Origin of the sequence: Cellulophaga lytica DSM 7489 (assembly GCF_000190595.1) — a bacterium.
In the GTDB taxonomy this organism is placed as follows: domain Bacteria; phylum Bacteroidota; class Bacteroidia; order Flavobacteriales; family Flavobacteriaceae; genus Cellulophaga; species Cellulophaga lytica.
Map to the genome: position 1 here is coordinate 2,749,974 of NC_015167.1, position 18,908 is coordinate 2,768,881.

7 protein-coding genes are annotated in these 18,908 nt (G+C 34.1%); 4 read left to right on the plus strand and 3 right to left on the minus strand.

Annotated features, from left to right (window positions below):
* From CELLY_RS12235 to CELLY_RS12245, 3 genes are read left to right on the plus strand one after another with little or no spacing between them, the layout of a single operon-like run.
* Nucleotides 1-1,365: a SusE domain-containing protein gene (locus CELLY_RS12235; protein WP_013621991.1), complete on the plus strand. Its 1,365-nt coding sequence runs from the start codon at nucleotides 1-3 to the stop codon at nucleotides 1,363-1,365.
* 55 nt (nucleotides 1,366-1,420) lie between these two features.
* On the plus strand, nucleotides 1,421-4,762 hold the full coding sequence (locus CELLY_RS12240) for an alpha-amylase family glycosyl hydrolase (protein ID WP_013621992.1): 3,342 nt from the start codon (nucleotides 1,421-1,423) through the stop codon (nucleotides 4,760-4,762).
* Entirely contained in the window at nucleotides 4,762-5,469 is a 708-nt protein-coding gene (locus CELLY_RS12245) for a hypothetical protein (protein WP_013621993.1), read from the plus strand. The genes CELLY_RS12240 and CELLY_RS12245 overlap by 1 nt, the downstream gene beginning before the upstream one ends.
* Nucleotides 5,470-5,532: 63 nt before the next feature.
* Here CELLY_RS12245 and CELLY_RS12250 read toward each other — a convergent pair whose 3' ends face one another.
* Genes CELLY_RS12250 through CELLY_RS12260 form a run of 3 tightly spaced genes read right to left on the minus strand, consistent with a single transcriptional unit; the run spans nucleotide 5,533 to nucleotide 16,795 of the window.
* Nucleotides 5,533-7,476 (minus strand): OmpA family protein, encoded by a 1,944-nt coding sequence (locus CELLY_RS12250; RefSeq protein WP_013621994.1) that lies wholly within the window; start codon nucleotides 7,474-7,476, stop codon nucleotides 5,533-5,535.
* 1 nt (nucleotide 7,477) lies between these two features.
* On the minus strand, nucleotides 7,478-8,431 hold the full coding sequence (locus CELLY_RS12255) for a PorP/SprF family type IX secretion system membrane protein (RefSeq protein WP_013621995.1): 954 nt from the start codon (nucleotides 8,429-8,431) through the stop codon (nucleotides 7,478-7,480).
* Nucleotides 8,432-8,440: 9 nt separating this feature from the next.
* A complete protein-coding gene (locus CELLY_RS12260; protein WP_013621996.1) occupies nucleotides 8,441-16,795 on the minus strand; it encodes an Ig-like domain-containing protein in 8,355 nt (2,784 codons plus the stop codon).
* Nucleotides 16,796-17,381: 586 nt separating this feature from the next.
* On the opposite strand from CELLY_RS12260, the gene CELLY_RS12265 reads away from it, so the two are divergent.
* Nucleotides 17,382-18,869 (plus strand): aminotransferase class V-fold PLP-dependent enzyme, encoded by a 1,488-nt coding sequence (locus CELLY_RS12265; protein ID WP_013621997.1) that lies wholly within the window; start codon nucleotides 17,382-17,384, stop codon nucleotides 18,867-18,869.
* Nucleotides 18,870-18,908: the final 39 nt, after the last annotated feature.

An 18,908-nucleotide genomic window follows, 5' to 3' on the forward strand; every position in this document is an offset into this window, starting at 1 on the left:
ATGAAAAATTTAAAAATTATAGGATTATTTATCCTAGCTGTTGCAGGCTTATCTTCTTGTGAAGACGATGATAATTTAATATACACCGCACAAACACCATCTGAAAATGTAGCTTTTACTAGCACGTTTTTAAATGAATATGTTTTAACTGATGAAACTAAGGCAAACGTAGCAGAACGCTTTGTTTGGAACTCGCCAGACTTTGGTATTGCTACGCCCAATGCATATGATTTACAAGGTTCTGCTACCGAAGATTTTGCAGAAGTATTAGAACTAGGTTCTACACCAAATAACAATAAGGCAGTTACAGTAGAAGAGATGTTAGAGTTGGCTACAATTGCTGGTTTAGATAATGACCCTAGTACTGCAGATATGCCAAATACAGGTGTATTGTATTTTAGAGTTAGAGCTTATGTTGGTGATGGTGCAGAAAATGCTCCAGAAAGCTTTTCTGAAGTAACAGCATTAAATGTTGTACTACCAGAAGATACTGGAGCAGGTAGTGGCATAGAAATGTCTTCTTGGGGTATTGTAGGTTCTGCAGCTAATGATTGGGGTGCAACACCAGATATTCCTTTTTATACAACAGAAACACCAGATGTTATTGTTTCTTATGCAAACCTTATTGCCGGTGAAATTAAATTTAGAGAAAACAATACATGGGGAGGAGATTTAGGTGATGCTACCTTAGATGGTATTTTAGATGCAGACCCAGATAACAATATTGTTATTGCAGAAGCAGGTAGTTATAAAGTTACTATTAATTTAAGTGATAATTCTTATACTATTGAAGAATACTTTTGGGGTATTGTAGGTAGTGCAGCTCCTAACGGATGGGATGGTCCTAACGTAAAATTAGCGTATGACTATAATACAGATACTTTTAAGGCTGTAGTTCAGTTAATTGATGGTGAAATGAAAGTTAGAATGAACGATAAGTGGGATACTAGCTATGGTGACGGAAACTTAGATGGTGTATTAGATACAGACGCAGACAATAATATTGCTGTTACTGCTGGCTATTACTTATTAACGGTTAACTTTAATACTTTAGAGTATACATTAGAAGAAACTACAATTTGGGGCTTAGTTGGTTCTGCTACTCCTAACGGATGGGACGGACCAGATACTAAATTCACTCCAGATTTTGCTAATCCTGGCGTGTGGACTATAGATAGTATTGACTTAGTAGACGGGGAAATAAAGGTTAGAGCTAATGATGCTTGGGATACAAGTTATGGTGATTTAGAATCAGACGGAATATTGGACACGGAAAATGACAATAATATTAGTGTTGTTGCTGGTACATATAAAGTTACCATAGATTTTTCTGATGAAGCTTCTCCTACAATAGTAATAGAATAAAGTAAATAAACTTAAAAGGGTTGCACATAGTGCAACCCTTTTTTAATAACTGACTATGAAAAAAACGTTACTACTTCTTTTTTTGTTTTTTACTACGCTAGGTTTTGCTCAACAGCAAAATGTAACTTATTCGGTTTCTCCAGATACTTTTGGAGAAAATGAAGAAATTACCATTACTGTTTCTAATTTAGATGTGTCTACTTGGGGTGTATCAGATGTATATTTATGGGCTTGGTCCTTAGATGCAGACGGTGAAAACTCTCAGGATTCTCCTACAAATGGTAGCTGGACAAACTCTAGCGAAGACCAAAAACTTACCGCTAATGGAGACGGTACTTATAGTTTTGTCTTAACTCCATCTAGTTTTTTTAATAGAACTAATATTGGACAAATAGGAATGCTAATAAAAGCTAAAAATGGCGACGGAGATAAAAAAACACAAGATTATATTTTTAATGTTGGTACGTTTCAATTTAACTTAAATTCACCAACAGAAACTACAACCGTATTAAATTCTGGAGATAATTTATCTATTGAGGCTACTTCTTCTATAAACGCAACATTTGTTTTAAAAGCAAATAATGTAATAGTAGACACGCAAACAGCAATTACTGCATATAGTTATACGTATACCATAGCAGAAAATACTAATTTTAGTTTAGAGGTTACTAATGACACAGAAACTAAATTGGCAACATTTAATGCTGTAGTTTCACCAACAGTAGAGGAAGCTCCAGTACCTGCTGGTATGTTAGACGGTATAAATTTAGATCCGCTAGATGCTACAAAAGCAACCCTGGTTTTATATGCTCCTTTAAAAGATTTTGTGCACGTTATTGGTGACTTTAATAATTGGCAAATAAACAATAACTATCTAATGAAAAAAGATAGTGCTACAGATAGGTTTTGGATAGAGTTAACTGGTTTAACGCCACAAACCAATCATATGTATCAATATTTGGTAAATTTTGAAATTAATGTAGCAGATCCTTATTCTACTTTAGTTTTAGATCCATACTCAGATCAATATATAGATGAGGTTACATATCCTAATTTACCTGCTTACCCAACAAATTTAACAACAGAAGCTGTTACCATTTTGCGTACTGGTGATGCAGATTATAATTGGCAAACAGCAAATTTTGTTGCTCCAGATAAAACAGATTTAGTAGTTTATGAGGTATTACTTAGAGATTTTGATGCGTTGCATTCTTTTGAAGCTTTAGAAAACAGGTTAGACTATATACAAAAATTAGGAATAAACGCAATAGAACTTATGCCTGTTAGTGAGTTTGATGGTAATGAAAGTTGGGGATACAATCCGTCTTTTCATATGGCATTAGATAAATATTATGGCACAAAAGATGCTTTTAAAAGTTTGATTGATGAATGCCATAGTAGAGGTATTGCTGTAATCTTAGACGTAGTTTACAATCACGCTAGTGGTCAAAACCCATATTTTAGGTTATGGAATGATAGCAATGGTGGTTTAGGCGGTAAGGTTACTGCAGATAATCCATTTTTTAATGATGAGGCAAAGCATTCTTATAGTGTTTTTAACGATTATAATCACCAATCTACAGCTACACAAGAGTATGTTAAACGTACTGCTCAATATTGGATAGAGGAATATAATTTAGATGGTTTTAGATGGGATTTAACAAAAGGATTTACTCAAAATTGTACTGCAAATGACGAGAGTTGTACCAATGCATATCAGCAAGATAGGGTAGATGTCTTAAAACAATATGCAGATGACCAATGGGAAGTAAATGATGATTTTTATATCATTTTTGAACATTTAGGAGGTATAACAGAAGAAGAGCAGTGGGCAGATTATAGAGTTGCAGAAGGCAAAGGCATTTTACTTTGGAACAAACAAACAGAGGCATATAACGAGGCTTTAATGGGGTATAATACAGGCGGAAAGTCTAATTTTTCTGGTGTGTCTTATGCTCAAAAAGGATTTAAGCAAGCCTCTGCAGTATCTTTTATGGAAAGCCATGATGAGGAACGATTGCTTTACAAGAGTTTAAACTTTGGTAATGAAGAAGGTAATTATTCTACTAAAAATTTAAATACTGCTTTAGCGCGTTTGCAGACGGCAGGAGCATTCTTCTTTACAGTTCCGGGACCAAAAATGATATGGCAGTTTGGAGAATTAGGGTATGATATTTCTATTGAAGAAAATGGTAGAGTAGGCAACAAACCAATTTTATGGGAGTATGCAAATAACCCTAATAGAAAAGCAGTTTACAATAGCTGGAGCAAGATTATCAACCTTAAGAAAAAAGCAGAAGTATTTAGCACTACTAATTTTACTGTTGATGCATCTAATGCTAGCGGATTAAAAAGGATTCATTTAACATTAGAGAGTGCTACAACAGACCAAATAAAGCATATTGTTGTTTTAGGTAATTTTGGAATGTCTGCTCAAAGCATAACTGCAGATTTTCAAGAAACTGGTACGTGGTATAATTTATTAGAAAAAAATACTCCTTTAGAGGTAACAACAACCGCTACAGACTTAAATTTAGAAGCAGGTGAGTTTGTAATTTATGCAGATAAACCTTTTGTAGACCCTAATGATTTGGATAGTGATGGTGTTGCAAATGCAGATGACGCCTGCCCAAATACTCCAATTGGTACTACTGTAGATGTTACCGGATGCAGCTTGTTTACATTGCCAGTTACCAACTATCAAATAGCTACAGTTAGTGAAACTTGTAAAGATGCTAACAACGGAAAAATTGCTATTACTACTACAGAAAATTTAAATTATACGGTATCTATAACCGGTCCTAGTGGTTTTTCTTCTACTGAAGATTTTACAACAGAATTTAGCTTAGAAAATTTAAATGCAGGCACGTATACTGTTTGTTTTACTATTGATGGTGAAACTGGTTATGAGCAGTGTTTTACGGTACTTATTTCAGAACCAGAAGATTTATCGGTTTCTTCTAAAATAAATACTTCTGATAAAAGTGCTAGTTTAACCCTTAAAGGAGCGGATGTTTATTTTGTAACCATAAATGGCGTTACGTATGAAACCACAGAAAACAATATTAACTTAAACTTACAACCAGGAATGAATAGAATTTCTGCAGAAACAGGAATAGATTGTCAGGGTAAGTTTACTGAAGAGGTTTTTGTATCTGAGGAGGTTAGGTTTTTTCCTAACCCAGTACAAACAGAGTTAAAAGTGTATTGTGCTGGTAAGGACTTAAATGTAACATACACTTTGTATGATTTTACAGGAAGGCAATTAGAGTCTAACACAAAAGAGGTAGATGCTAATAGAGAAATTTCAATTGCTACTTCAGCCTTAAAAAAGGGTAAATATGTAGTAACTGTAAAAGGGAAAACTATACGTAAAACATTTAAAATTATTAAGTAATGTATACAAAGTATTTTAAAATATACGGATTTATAATAGCCATACTTTTAACAAGTTGTGGCGGAGGAGGAGATGATAGTCCGTCTGAGCCAGAAGTTTTTCCACCAGCAGAAGCAGTATTAAGTTTACCTGCAAATGATGAGGTTTGTTTAACTGGCGTATCTATAAACAGTACGCAGGCTACAGTAACATTTACCTGGCAAACAGCACCTAATGCAGATAGTTATAGTGTTGTGCTTAAAAATTTAGCAACCCAACAAGTAAATACATTTTTAGCAACAACAGAAACAACAGATATTACTTTAACCAAGGGAGAACCTTACTCTTGGTATGTTGTTTCTAAATCTAGTACAACTACAGAAACTGCAGAAAGTGACGAATGGAAATTTTATTTGGCAGGAGACGGAATTGTAAATTATGCACCTTTTATGGCAGAAGCAATATCACCAGAGATAGGAGAAACAGTTTCTGCGTCTAATAATAAAGTAACTTTAAGTTGGCGTGGTACAGATGTAGATAATGATATTAAAGACTATGAAGTTTTTGTAGCAACAACATCACCACCAGCTACAAGTATAGGTACAACTACAGATGCTTTTTTAGAGCATACTGTAAGTTCAGGAACGGTTTACTATTGGCAAGTTGTAACAACAGACCATGAGAATAACAGTTCCAATTCACAAATATTTGAGTTTAAAGTTAATTAAACCAAGTGTGTTAGTAAGTTTTGTTTGGCCAGAAATAGTAGTATTTCTGGCCTTTTTTTATATTTATTTGTTTATAATTATAAATTCTGATCTCCTGTTAACTGCGTGTTCTTCATTGGAACATTTTACACCGTTTTTACATTTATTAAGTAGTTGAGACTCACCAAAACCAATACCTGTTATTCTACTAGCATCTACACCTTTAGATACAAGATATTTTACGGTAGATTTTGCTCTTCTGTTAGATAGCCATAAATTGTAGGTATCACTTTCTGTACTATCTGTATGTGCACCAACCTCTATAACTACTGTTGGGTTTTCTAACATATAATTAGCAACTTTGTCTAAATCTGGGTAAGACTCTACTCTTAAATACGAACTATTTGTATCAAAATAAATAGATTTTAATTTTAAATAGTTTGACAAGTCAGAGCCTACAGAAGTTGCTTCTTTAGAGTTGCTTAACTCCAAAACTACTTCTTCAATTTTGTTTTCATTTTTAGGAGAGTACATATATTTTACAGCATCTGTATAACCATTACTTTTAGCTATAAATCGGTATTTTTTTTCAGGTAAGTTAAGAGCTGTTGTAAAGGCACCATTTTCATCACTTACGGTTTCTATTAAATTATTATTTTCATAATCATAAATAGTTACAGTAGCATTTGCAACAAGTTGTTTGGTTGTTTTATCTATTACTATACCATTAATTTTTGCATTTAAAGATTGTAGCGGAGGATCACCAATAAAGGTATAAATGTCATCACTACCTTTACCTTTTGGTCTGTTAGAAGCAAAATATCCTTCGTTTTTAGATTCGTTTACAATTAAAGAAAAATCATCTTGTTTGCTATTTATACCTTTTCCCATATTAGCAACCTCAGCATTTTCTTGTTGTAGGTTGATGTAAAAAATGTCTAAACCACCTAAGCCAGGGTGTCCGTCTGAAGCAAAATATAAGGTTTCAGATTCAGATATGTAAGGGAACGTTTCTCTGCCTTCGGTATTAATGTTAGCGCCTAAATTTTGCGGAGTTCCAAAGCTTCCGTCACTATTAATAGCTACAACAAAAATATCTGAAGCACCAAGCGTACCAGGCATATCTGAAGCAAAATAAAGTTTGTCTTCTTCATAATTTAACGTTGGGTTGGCCACAGAATACTCATCACTATTAAAAGGCAGTTCAGTAACATTTGCCCATTTTCCGTTTTCTAATGTAGCCTTATAAATTTTAAGTCTACTTAATCCGTTTTTATCTGGAGAAAATTTACCATTTTCTGAGTTATTTCTTGTAAAATATACAGTTTTGCCATCTTTAGTAAATGCAGTAGAAGACTCGTGTGTTTTAGTATTTAATTCTTTAGCAAAACTACCAAGGTACATAAAATTAGAACTGTCTTTTTTTGCAGTATGTAAATTTAAAAATGGCCTATTGTTCCACTCGTGTACATTATTTATTAAAAAACCAGTGTCTCTAGCACTAGAAAAAACTAAGGTATCTTTATAGAAAGATGGAGCAAAATCTGACTCTACAGAGTTAGACTCTAAATTGGTTAGAATATATTTTTGTGCTATGTTTTTGATGCGTTCTAAATAGTTTTGCTTTTCAATAAATTTAGAGGCTCTTAAATCTTTATTTTTAATAGCGTTAAATTGAAGCATTATTTTATCTGCTTCTGTGTAATTACCAGTAGACCTAAGTGTTTGTGCGTATTTAAACAAATATTCAGAATCAGAATTTTTAAGGTCTGGTGTTATTAGTTTAGCATAGCAATTAGCAGCTTCTTTATAGTTTGCATTTAGGTAATAAGCATCACCTAATTTTTTATAAATATCTATAGATGTTTCCCCTTTTTCTATTGCTTTAGTATAAGCATCTATTGCAAGTGCATATGCTTTGGTATTAAAAAGGCGGTCTGCCTCTGTTAACTGTTTTGTTTGTGCAATTGCAGTAAAATGGGTTATAGCTAATAAAAAACTACCAATTATAATTTTATGTATTTTCATATTAAAAGAATCTTGGAGTTAGTGCGTTTCTAAATTTAGATTTAAAATCGTATCTAAGAAAAACCTCAAAAGAGCCATCGTTAAAAGTAGTGCCTCCAAGGGCAGTAGTTTCTTTGTCATAGGCTAAACCTACCATTAATCTTTGTGTGGCTTGTATGCCAATAAGAGCACTTAAAGCGGCATCCCATCTGTAAGCAACACCCATAGAAAATTTGTCTTTGTATAAAAACGTAGTAGAAACATCTACTTGTAGCGGAGCGCCATAAGTTGTTTTTAATAGGGTAGCGGGTTTCATTTTTAAATCGCTATTTAAATTAAAAACATAACCTGTAATTAAATACCAGTTTACTTGTTCTTCTGCAATGTATGATGTGCTTGTAGACGACTCATCAAAATGTTTTGTTTCTAAAAAATTAGGAATAGATAAACCCGCATAAAATTTATCTTCGTGGTAATAAATACCAGCGCCAAAATTTGGAGAAAATTGTTTGTCTACGCCATTATCTGGTGTGACAACTGTAGGGTTATTAGCTCTTAATTTATTGTGATCTATATTTAAAAAATGACCACCAGCTTTTAATCCAAATGAAACTTTCCCTTTTTCTGATGCTTTTATTGTATAGGAATATAAGGCATCTATATAGGTGTCTTGGTTAGTACCATTACCAATTTCATCATTAATAACAGAAATTCCTAAACCAGATTTTGCAGAAACAGGAGCGTGAATGTTAAATGTTTGTGTAACAGGAGCACCATCTAAACCAACCCATTGTGAACGGTGTAATGCAGCAATACTTAATGCACCTCTAGAACCAGCATAAGCTGGGTTTATAGAAATTGTATTGTACATATACTGCGTATATTGCGCATCTTGCTGTGCAATTGCGCCTATAGTAAGTAACAGTACACCAATTAGGCTGCATACGTGTTTTTTATGTTTATATATTGATATCATTTTTTACAATTAATTAAGGTATAAGTAGCCATTTTTAGTTTTAGGGTCTCCTTTTTTCACATAGTTAATGATGTAATAATACACACCAGCAGGTAATGTACTACTAGATTTAACTACGGCTCTACCATTAGAAATACCCGTAAATGCTCTTGAGGCATTGTCATAAGATTTTGTGCTATATACTTTTACACCCCATCTGTTAAATATTTCTACAGTATTATCAGGAAAAGCTTCTATGTTTACTATAACAAACGTGCCGTCTGTAGTACCAGGTGTAATATTTTCATTTTGTATTTCTATATCACAAGCAACACCTAAAGGAGGTGTACCACCAACCGAGTCACAAGCATCTAATGGGTCTGTGTTATCTGTAACTTCTTGTCCATCTAAAATTCCGTCTTTATCTGTATCAGGATCTTCAGGATCTGTGCCAATTGCATTTTCTTCTGCATTAGTTAAGCCGTCAGCATCACAGTCAGACGTACCTAAAGGTGTTCCGTTAAGAGAATCACAGTCATCCAAAGGATTGGTGTTATCTGCAACCTCTTGTCCGTCTGTAACACCATCATCATCTGTATCTGCGTCATTAGGGTCTGTGCCAAGTGCAGCTTCATCTTCATTAGTTAACCCATCATTATCAAAATCATCTGTAATAAAAATAACAGCTGTATTTGTATTACCTGCTGCATCAGAAACAGTAATATCTAATGTACTAGGAAAACCTAAACTAGGTAAAGTACCACTAATTGGAGTAGCCGTGTTTGTATCTAAACTAAAGTTACCTGCAGCATCTGTTGTAACTGTATAAGTAACTTCTGGTGTACCGTCAGCATCAACATCAATAGCAATAGTTAAAGTTTCATTTGCACTACCAGTACCAGTAATAACAGGAGTAAGGTTATCTGTTATTTCATCGTTTACAATAGGAGCTACGGTATCTATAACAATAGGGTATGCTGCAGAAGAAAAACTAATGTTGCCAAAAGCATCACTTGCTACTGCAGTAATATCATAGTTTCCATCTGGTAAAATAGTTGCACTGTGGTCTAAAGTCCAATTACCTGTAGCATTAGCAGTTGTAGTACCTATTATTACACCATCAATATAAATATCTATAATTCTATTTGGTTCAGATGTTCCAAAAATGGATAGTGTATTGTCAGATGTAATTGCATCATCAGGAATATTTGTATCAATACTACTGCTACTAATAACAGGTGTAGCAATAGTTGCAGTTTCTACATTGTATAGTTTAGTAGCAGCAACTGTATTGTTATTGCCTGCAGAGTCTGTAGTAGTTAAATTAGCATCTATAGTAGTATCTGCATCTAAAGCTAAATTATTTCCAGACACTATTATACTAAACGTTCCGGTATTACTAACAGTACCTGTTGTAGAAACACCGTTTATTAATAATGTAACCGTATCTCCGGTATTAAATTCTCCTGTAGCAGAACCTGTAATTGTTATATTTTGAGAAGCTTCAATAGCATTAATGGTATTATCAGTAGTTACATCATCAATAATAATTGTTGGTGTAGGAGCTGTAATATCTAAAGCATATATTTTTGTTGCATTAATTGTATTACTATTACCAACACTATCTGTGGTAACCAAGCTAGCGTTTATTGTTACATCTGCATCTGCAAGAAGATCTCCACCACTAACGGTAATGCTAAAAATACCAGAAGCATTAACAGTACCTGTTGTAGAGACACCGTTTATTAATAGTGTAACTGTATCTCCGTTATTAAATTCTCCTGTAGCAGTACCTGTAATAGTTATGTTTGATGTTGATTCTGCGGTATTTATAATATTATCTGCAGTAACATCATTAATTGTTAGCGTAGGTGTAGGAGCAGTAACATCTACATTATATGTTTTGTTTGTTGTTCCAGTACCTGTGTTTCCTGCTGTGTTTGTTGTACTAACACTACCATTTACAGTTAGGTCTGCATCTGCAGTAAGCTCTGTCCCCGGAATAGGCATACTAAAGTTGCCTAAAGCATCTATTGCATTGGTGTATGATATGCCGTTTACTACTAAAGTAACCACATCACCAGTTAAAAAGTCGCCACTAATATTACCAATTACTGTTATTGTGGTTGTAGCTTCAGTAGTATTAATAGTATTGTCTGCCGTAATATTGTTAATTGTAATAACAGGCATAGGCAAAGTAGTATCTACATTATAAATTTTACTGTTTGTAGCAGTACCAACATTACCAGCCATGTCTAAGGTATTTACCACGCCATTTATAGTGAAATCTGCATCTGCAGCAAGATCACTACCACTAACAGGAATGCTAAAATTACCAGAAGCATCTACACCATTAAAATATGAATTTCCATTTATAGTAATAGTCACAAGATCTCCAATATTAAAATCGCCACCAACAGTACCTGTAATAGTTATAGTTGATGCTGCCTCATTGGCATTTACTACATTGTCTGCAGTAACATCATTTATTGTTAGTGTAGGTGTAGGAGCTGTAACATCTACATTATATGTTTTAGTTGCATTTACGGTATTACCATTTCCAGAGCTATCTGTAGTTGTAATTGATGCATCTATTGTTGTGTCTGTATCTGCAGCAAGATTACTACCGTTAACAGAAATACTAAAATTACCAGAGGCATCTACAGTTCCAGTACTTGAAACACCATTACTAACAAGAGTAACGGTATCACCAGTGTTAAATTCGCCACTAACAGTACCTGTAATGGTTATGTTTGATGCTGCTTCTGTGGCATTTATAGTATTATCTGCAGTAACATCATTTATTGTTAGTGTAGGTGTAGGAGCAGTAACATCTACATTATATGTTTTAGTTGCATTTATGGTATTTGTATTACCAGAATTATCTGTAGTTATAATTGAAGCATTTATAGTTGTATCTGAATCTACAGCAAGATCACTACCATTAACAGGAATACTATAGTTGCCAGAAGCATCTACACTTCCAGTGCTTGAAACACCATTAATAACAAGGGTTACATTGTCTCCAGTATTAAATTCTCCTGTAACAGTACCCGTAAGAGTTATGGTTGATGTTGATTCTGTTGTGTTTATAATATTATCTGCAGTAACATCATTTATTGTTAGTGTAGGTGTAGGAGCAGTAACATCTACACTATAAGTTTTAGTTGTATTTACTGTGTTTGTGTTTCCAGAATTGTCTGTAGTTGTAATTGATGCATCTATTGTTGTATCTGCATCATCTGCTAAGTTGCTACCACTAACAGGTATACTAAAGTTACCAGAGGCATCTACATTTCCTGTACTAGAAATACCATTGATAAGAAGAGTTACACTGTCTCCAGTATTAAATTCTCCTGTAACAGTACCTGTAATAGTTATGCTACCCGCAGCCTCTGCTGAGTTTACGGTATTATCTGCAGTAACATCATTAATTGTTAGCGTAGGCGTAGGCGCAGTAACATCTACATTATAAGTTTTAATTGCTGTAGCTGTTCCTATATTACCTGCAGTATCTGTTGTACTAACACTACCATTTATGGTTGTATCTGTATCAGTAGCAAGATCACTACCGTTAACAGAAATACTAAAGTTACCAGTAGCATTTGTAGTTCCAGTGCTTGTAACACCATTAATTACCAGAGTAACCGTATCACCTGTATTAAAATCACCACCAACAGAACCTGTAATAGTTACGGTTGATGCTGCCTCAGTGGTATTAACTACATTATCTGCAGTAACGTCATTTATTGCTAGTGTAGGTATTGGTAGTGTAGTATCTATCGTTGCAGAATCGCTTCCGTTTGTACTTGTATTTCCTGCAGCATCAGTGATTGATGCTGTAACAGTAATGGTATTACCTTCACCCGGACTAACAAAACTAGTAGTTACAGTACCATTACCAATATCTGTAGCAGTTAAAGTTTGATTGGTACCGTTTATAGTTAAAATATAGTTCTCTACAGCTTCAGCAGGTAAAGTAATGGTAACATCAATATCACCCACCAATTCTGTACTGTTTATAATAGCGTCGTTATTAATATCTTCACTAATTACAACAACAGGAGCAGAAGTAGCAGCAGTGTCAATTACAGCAGAATCGCTTCCGTTTGTGCTTGTGTTTCCTGAGGCATCAGTAATTGATGCTGTAACAGTAATGGTATTACCTTCACCCGGACTAACAAAACTAGTAGTTACAGTACCAGTACTAATATCTGTAGCAGTTAAAGTCTGATTAGTTCCGTTTATGGTTAAAATATCGTTTTCTACAGCTTCAGCAGGTAAAGTAATGGTAACATCAATATTACTAGAAAGCTCAGAATTACTTATGATTCCATCATTATTAATATCTTCAGTAATTACAACCGTAGGAGCAGAAGTAGCAATAGTTTCAATTGTAGCAGAATCGCTTCCGTTTGTGCTTGTGTTTCCTGCAGCATCAGTGATTGATGCAGTAACAGTAATGGTATTACCTTCTCCCGGACTAGCAAAACTTGTAGTTACAGTACCAGCAGTAATGTCGCCCGCAGTTAAAGTTTGATTGGTACCGTTTATAGTTAAAATATCATTTTCTACAGCTTCAGTAGGTAAAGTAATGATAACATCAATATCACCCACCAATTCTGTGCTGTTTATAATAGCGTCGTTATTAATATCTTCACTAATTACAACTGCAGGAGCAGAAGTAGCAGCAGTGTCAATTACAGCAGAATCGCTTCCGTTTGTGCTTGTGTTTCCTGAGGCATCAGTAATTGATGCTGTAACAGTAATGGTATTACCTTCACCCGGACTAACAAAACTAGTAGTTACAGTACCAGTACTAATATCTGTAGCAGTTAAAGTCTGATTAGTTCCGTTTATGGTTAAAATATCGTTTTCTACAGCTTCAGCAGGTAAAGTAATGGTAACATCAATATTACTAGAAAGCTCAGAATTACTTATGATTCCATCATTATTAATATCTTCAGTAATTACAACCGTAGGAGCAGAAGTAGCAATAGTTTCTATGGTTGCAGAATCGCTTCCGTTTGTACTTGTATTTCCTGCTGTATCAGTTATTGATGCAGTAACAGTAATGGTATTACCTTCACCCGGACTAGCAAAACTAGTTGTAACTGTACCAGCAGTAATGTCGGCTGCAGTTAAAGTCTGATTAGTCCCATTTACGGTTAAAATATCGTTTTCTACAGCTTCAGCAGGTAAAGTAATGGCAACATCAATATCACCTACCAATTCTGTACTGTTTATAATAGCGTCGTTATTGGTGTCTTCAGTAATTACAACTACAGGAGCAGAAGTTGAGGTAGTATTTACTGTAGCAGAATCACTAGCTTCTGGACTCGTGTTTCCTGAGGCATCAGTAATTGATGCTGTAACAGTAATGGTGTTATCTTCACCCGGACTAACAAAACTAGTAGTTACAGTACCATTACTAATATCTGTAGCAGTTAAAGTCTGATTAGTTCCGTTTATGGTTAAAATATCGTTCTCTACAGCTTCAGCAGGTAAAGTAATGGTAACATCAATATCACCCACCAATTCTGTACTGTTTATAATAGCGTCGTTGTTAATATCCTCAGTAATTACAACCGTAGGAGCAGAAGTAGCAACAGTTTCTATGGTAGCAGAATCGCTTCCGTTTGTACTTGTATTTCCTGCTGTATCAGTTATTGATGCAGTAACAGTAATGGTATTACCTTCACCCGGACTAGCAAAACTAGCAGTTACAGTACCAGCAGTAATATCTGTAGCAGTTAAAGTCTGATTAGTCCCATTTACGGTTAAAATATCGTTCTCTACAGCTTCAGCAGGTAAAGTAATGGTAACATTAATATCACCCACCAATTCTGTACTGTTTATAATAGCGTCGTTATTAATATCTTCAGTAATTACAACTACAGGAGCAGAAGTAGCAGCAGTGTTAACCAAAACCGAATCTGAACTAGGATTACTTGTATTACCTACGGGATCTGTAATAGTAGCTGTTACAGTTAAAGAACCATCTTCTGCTGGAGGAGTAAATGTTAGAAGAACTTCTCCGTTTGCAATATCTGTAGCGGTTAATGTTTGGTTTGTACCGTTTACAGTTAAAATATCATTCTCTGCAGCATTTGCTGGTAATGTAATGGTTACATTAACATCTCCAACTAACTCGCTTGTATTTAAAAAACCATCATTATTAATATCTTCAGTAATAACAACAATTGGAGCATCTGGTGGTGTATCATCAAAAATAATTGTAGCGCTACTAGAAGTAAGAGTGGCACAAGAAAAGGTTTCATCATTAATAATAACCTGATATAAAAAGCCATCATAACTAGCTGTAATTCCAGTTAGTGTAAGTGTGTTAGTTGTGCTGCCTGTATAAATATCTACAGTGTTGGCATCATTTATATCTACAAAACCATTACCATCTAAACGGTTTACTTGCCATTGATAAGTTAAAGCTTCGCCAGTTGCTGTAACTACAAAAGTTTCTGGGTTTGTGCCATTGGTTAAAATATCTTGAGGTTGGTTTGCAGTATTAGTTATTGCTGGTGCTTGTCCTATCTGTTGAAAGTCAAAGTCAGTATTTCCAGAACCACTATCTGCATTCTTAGGAGTAGTATAACCATCTATAACCATACTAGCAGTTACAGTACCGTTTGTAGCATTTACAGTTGTGGGTAAGCCTCCTAAAATACCGTCATTGTTTTGGTCTGTAAACCCAGCTTCTAAAACATCATTACAACCATCGCCATCTGCATCTAGCTCTAAATAATCTGGTGTTCCGTTTGGTGTTGCCTCAGAATCTGCTAAAGTATAATCTACAGTGCCATTATTAACACCGCTACTAGTTTGTAAGGCATCAAAAATACCATCTTCACTAACAGCAGTACCTAAAATACCATTGGTATGAGGTTGGTTATGTCCGGCTTCAATAACATCAAAAATACCATCGTTATCAGAATCTAAATCCAATAAATCTGGCACACCATCAATATCAGAATCTCTGTCTTTACAAGCAAATAATATAAGTTCTATCTCATCTTCTACACCTGTGGAAGAAGTTTGTACCAATTGCAATGTAAAAGTAGATACTCTTTGGTTAATTTGTAATGTTCCTGCGGCAGAACCATCGCTATCTTTTAATGAGCTTTCAGGGTCATAACCATCTGATGGTAAACCCGTACCTCCATCTTTTACTGTAGTTACAGTAGAAACAAAGTCGAATGTACCGGCAAGTTCTGACCACGTTAAACCGTTTAAAAGGCTTATTTCTGCAGAGGTCTGATTATTACTAGTATCATTGCCACCAATTCTATCCAGATGAAGCCTAGGTTTATCTACAAAAACGGGGTTGTTAGTGGCATCTACAAACTCAACAGTAACTGTTACTCCGCTATCATAAGTAGCAGCAAGAGAAATATCTCCTTGTAAATCTTCAGTCCAAAAATCTACACCAGGATTTGTAAAATTACCGCTTACAAAGTTGGTAGAGTTTGTAGTTGTGACATTAGCAATAACTCCGTTGCCATAATCAAAAGAAGCAGTTTTGCCAGCAATAGTCCAAGCACCAGATTGTACAGGAGTACAACTACCTTCATCAGTATCTAAAATACCATCATTATCATCATCTAAATCGCAACTATTATTTACACCGTCACCATCTGTGTCGTTCTCTGTAGGTGTGCCAACTATAGCTCCAGAAGTACAAGGATTTATCACTAAGTTAGAAAAGGCAAATTCTACTTCGTCTCTGTTTGGAGCATTATTGGTTAATGGTGTTGAGTTCCTTTCTAGAAGTGTATTTAAATTTATAGTGTTTATTAAGTTTGTTATTTGTAGACTACCTCCTGCGGTATTAGCACATTCACCAGTGCCTCCTAATATTTCAAATAAATTTTCTCCCTTAAAAAAAACAGAATCACTATCTAATCTATCAGTAGCGCTTAGTTCATCCCAAGTGTATCCGTCCTGTAAATAAAATGTACCAGTAGTATTAGATCCTAATACCCCTGTTGCTCCAACTTTATCAACGTGTAAGATAGGGTTTTGTATGTCTGCTAATGCATTTGTTCTGGTGTCATAGAACTCAAAAGAAATTGTCCCATTACTACCATTAACTTCTAAAGCTAGAGATGGTGTCCCTGTAATAGTTGGGTCACTAAAAGCATCAGGAGAGCACAACATTGTATCTCCGCCTAAAATATCTACATAACCAGTAACGGTAACTTCAATTCGTACTAAACCGTCAGAACTTACAGATGTCCATTTTCCCCCACCAGCATCTGACCATACGCCAGAGGTTTGAGCAAAAAATAGTTGAGTAAAAAATATAAAAGCTATAAGAGTAATTAATTTTACTCTGTTTATATGAAAGAATTTTGTATTCAATTTTATCATAAAAAAAGTTCATTTTATGAATAAGCTAATGGTTTGGTTAAAAAGTTATTCAATTTTAAAAGCTAATTTATATTGAAAAATACCGAACAGTGTATTAATGTTGTGAATACTAGGCTTTTGTATGCGTAGGCTTAATTGTAATACGTTTAAGAGCTAGAGTTTATGCTGTTTTTAATAAACAATATGAACAGTTGTTTTTTTAATGATTAACCATAAGTGTTTTTTTGATGGTTTGTTGTTTTTAAAATTAAATAGTGTAGATGAAGGTGTTTTTTTAAGTGTGTAATTTTTATAAAAAATAAAATAAAATAAAATTAACATTACATAAGTAAGGGTTTAGTAAAAATTAATCGTCTTAGTAGTATATAATGTAATATTTAAAATGAAAAAATTAAACTTTACTATTTGGTAGTAAAGTCTATTTATAACAACACCTTTCTTTATGCTTTGTTTTCAGTATAAATTTTGAATTAGTCAATCAATAAAAAATGAAAGAATGTTGTTTAAAGGGCTATTTTTAGTGGGTAGCCCTTTTTTAAAATAAAAGAAGAAAATCGAACTAAAGAACGATTAAAAAGTAAATGTTGTGAGCGTTAAAGAAGAAGTTTTAGTAAAAGAAAATTTAGAAAATTATTTTCAGCAATTTTCTAAAGGAGTTATAGGTAGTAACCATTATTTTAAAACCTTATACGGTAAACAAAAGTTGGTTTACGCAGATTGGATAGCAAGCGGAAGATTGTATGCTCCTATTGAAGAAAAAATGCAGTATAAAATAGGGCCAATGGTTGCTAATACACATTCTTTTTCTAGTGAAACAGGCAAAGCATCTACCTATGCTTATAAATTAGCAAGAAGAATAATTAAAGAACATGTAAATGCTAATGATGACGATGTTTTAGTTACAACTGGTACTGGTATGACTGGTGCAATTGTTAAGCTTCAGCGTTTAATAGGGTTACGTAAAAGTTTTAAACACAAACCAAATAGAGTAGATAGGCCAGTTGTTTTTATTACACATATGGAACACCACTCTAACCACGTTTCTTGGATGGAAACTTTAGCAGATGTTGTTATTTTAGACTGTGATGAAAATAAACTTGTAGACGTTAATAGCTTAGAACAAAAATTATTAGAATATGCAGATAGGCCAATGAAAATTGGTGCTTTTACAGCTTGTTCTAATGTTACCGGTATTATTACACCTTACCAAGAGTTGGCTAAAATAATGCACAAACATAACGGATATTGTGTGGTAGACTTTGCTGCCTCTGCACCTTATGTAAAAATGGATATGCATCCAGCAGATCCAGAAGCTTATTTAGATGCTATTGCATTTTCTCCGCATAAATTTTTGGGAGGACCAGGAAGTTGTGGAGTGTTAGTGTTTAATAAAAAACTATACAATGCTAAATGCCCAGATACTCCAGGTGGTGGTAATGTAAAATGGACAAATCCTTGGGGTAGTTATAGCTATTTTGATGATATAGAGGTTAAAGAAGATGGTGGTACTCCAGGTTTTTTACAAACTATGAAGGCTGCCTTAACTATTAGGTTAAAAGACCAAATGGAGGTAAGTAAAATTCACAAAAGAGAAGAAGAATTATTACAATTAAGCTACCAGAAATTAGGAGAAATAAACGGCCTAGAAATTTTAGGAAGTACAGACGTACCAAGAATTGGTTGTATTTCATTTACAATGTCTAACATACATTATAATTTAATTGTTAGGTTATTAAATGATAGGTTTGGTATACAAGTAAGAGGTGGTTGGTCATGTGCTAGTACTTACGGTCATTATTTATTTGACATAGATAGAAGAAAATCTAAAAAAATAACACGTAATATTATAAATAAAGACCTTAGTAATAAGCCTGGTTGGGTACGCTTATCTTTACATCCTTTAATGACTAATGAAGACGTAATTTTTATTAGTGAGGCTTTAAAAGAAATACAAAAAAAGATTGCACTTTGGAAATGTGATTATAAATACAACCCAACAACAAATGAATGGGATTGTCTACAAAGAGGAGATCAAGAAATTAAACAAGAGGTATGCAAATGGTTTAGTTTGTAACAACTTAACAAGAACTTAATTTAGTTTTTATTTCTAGAA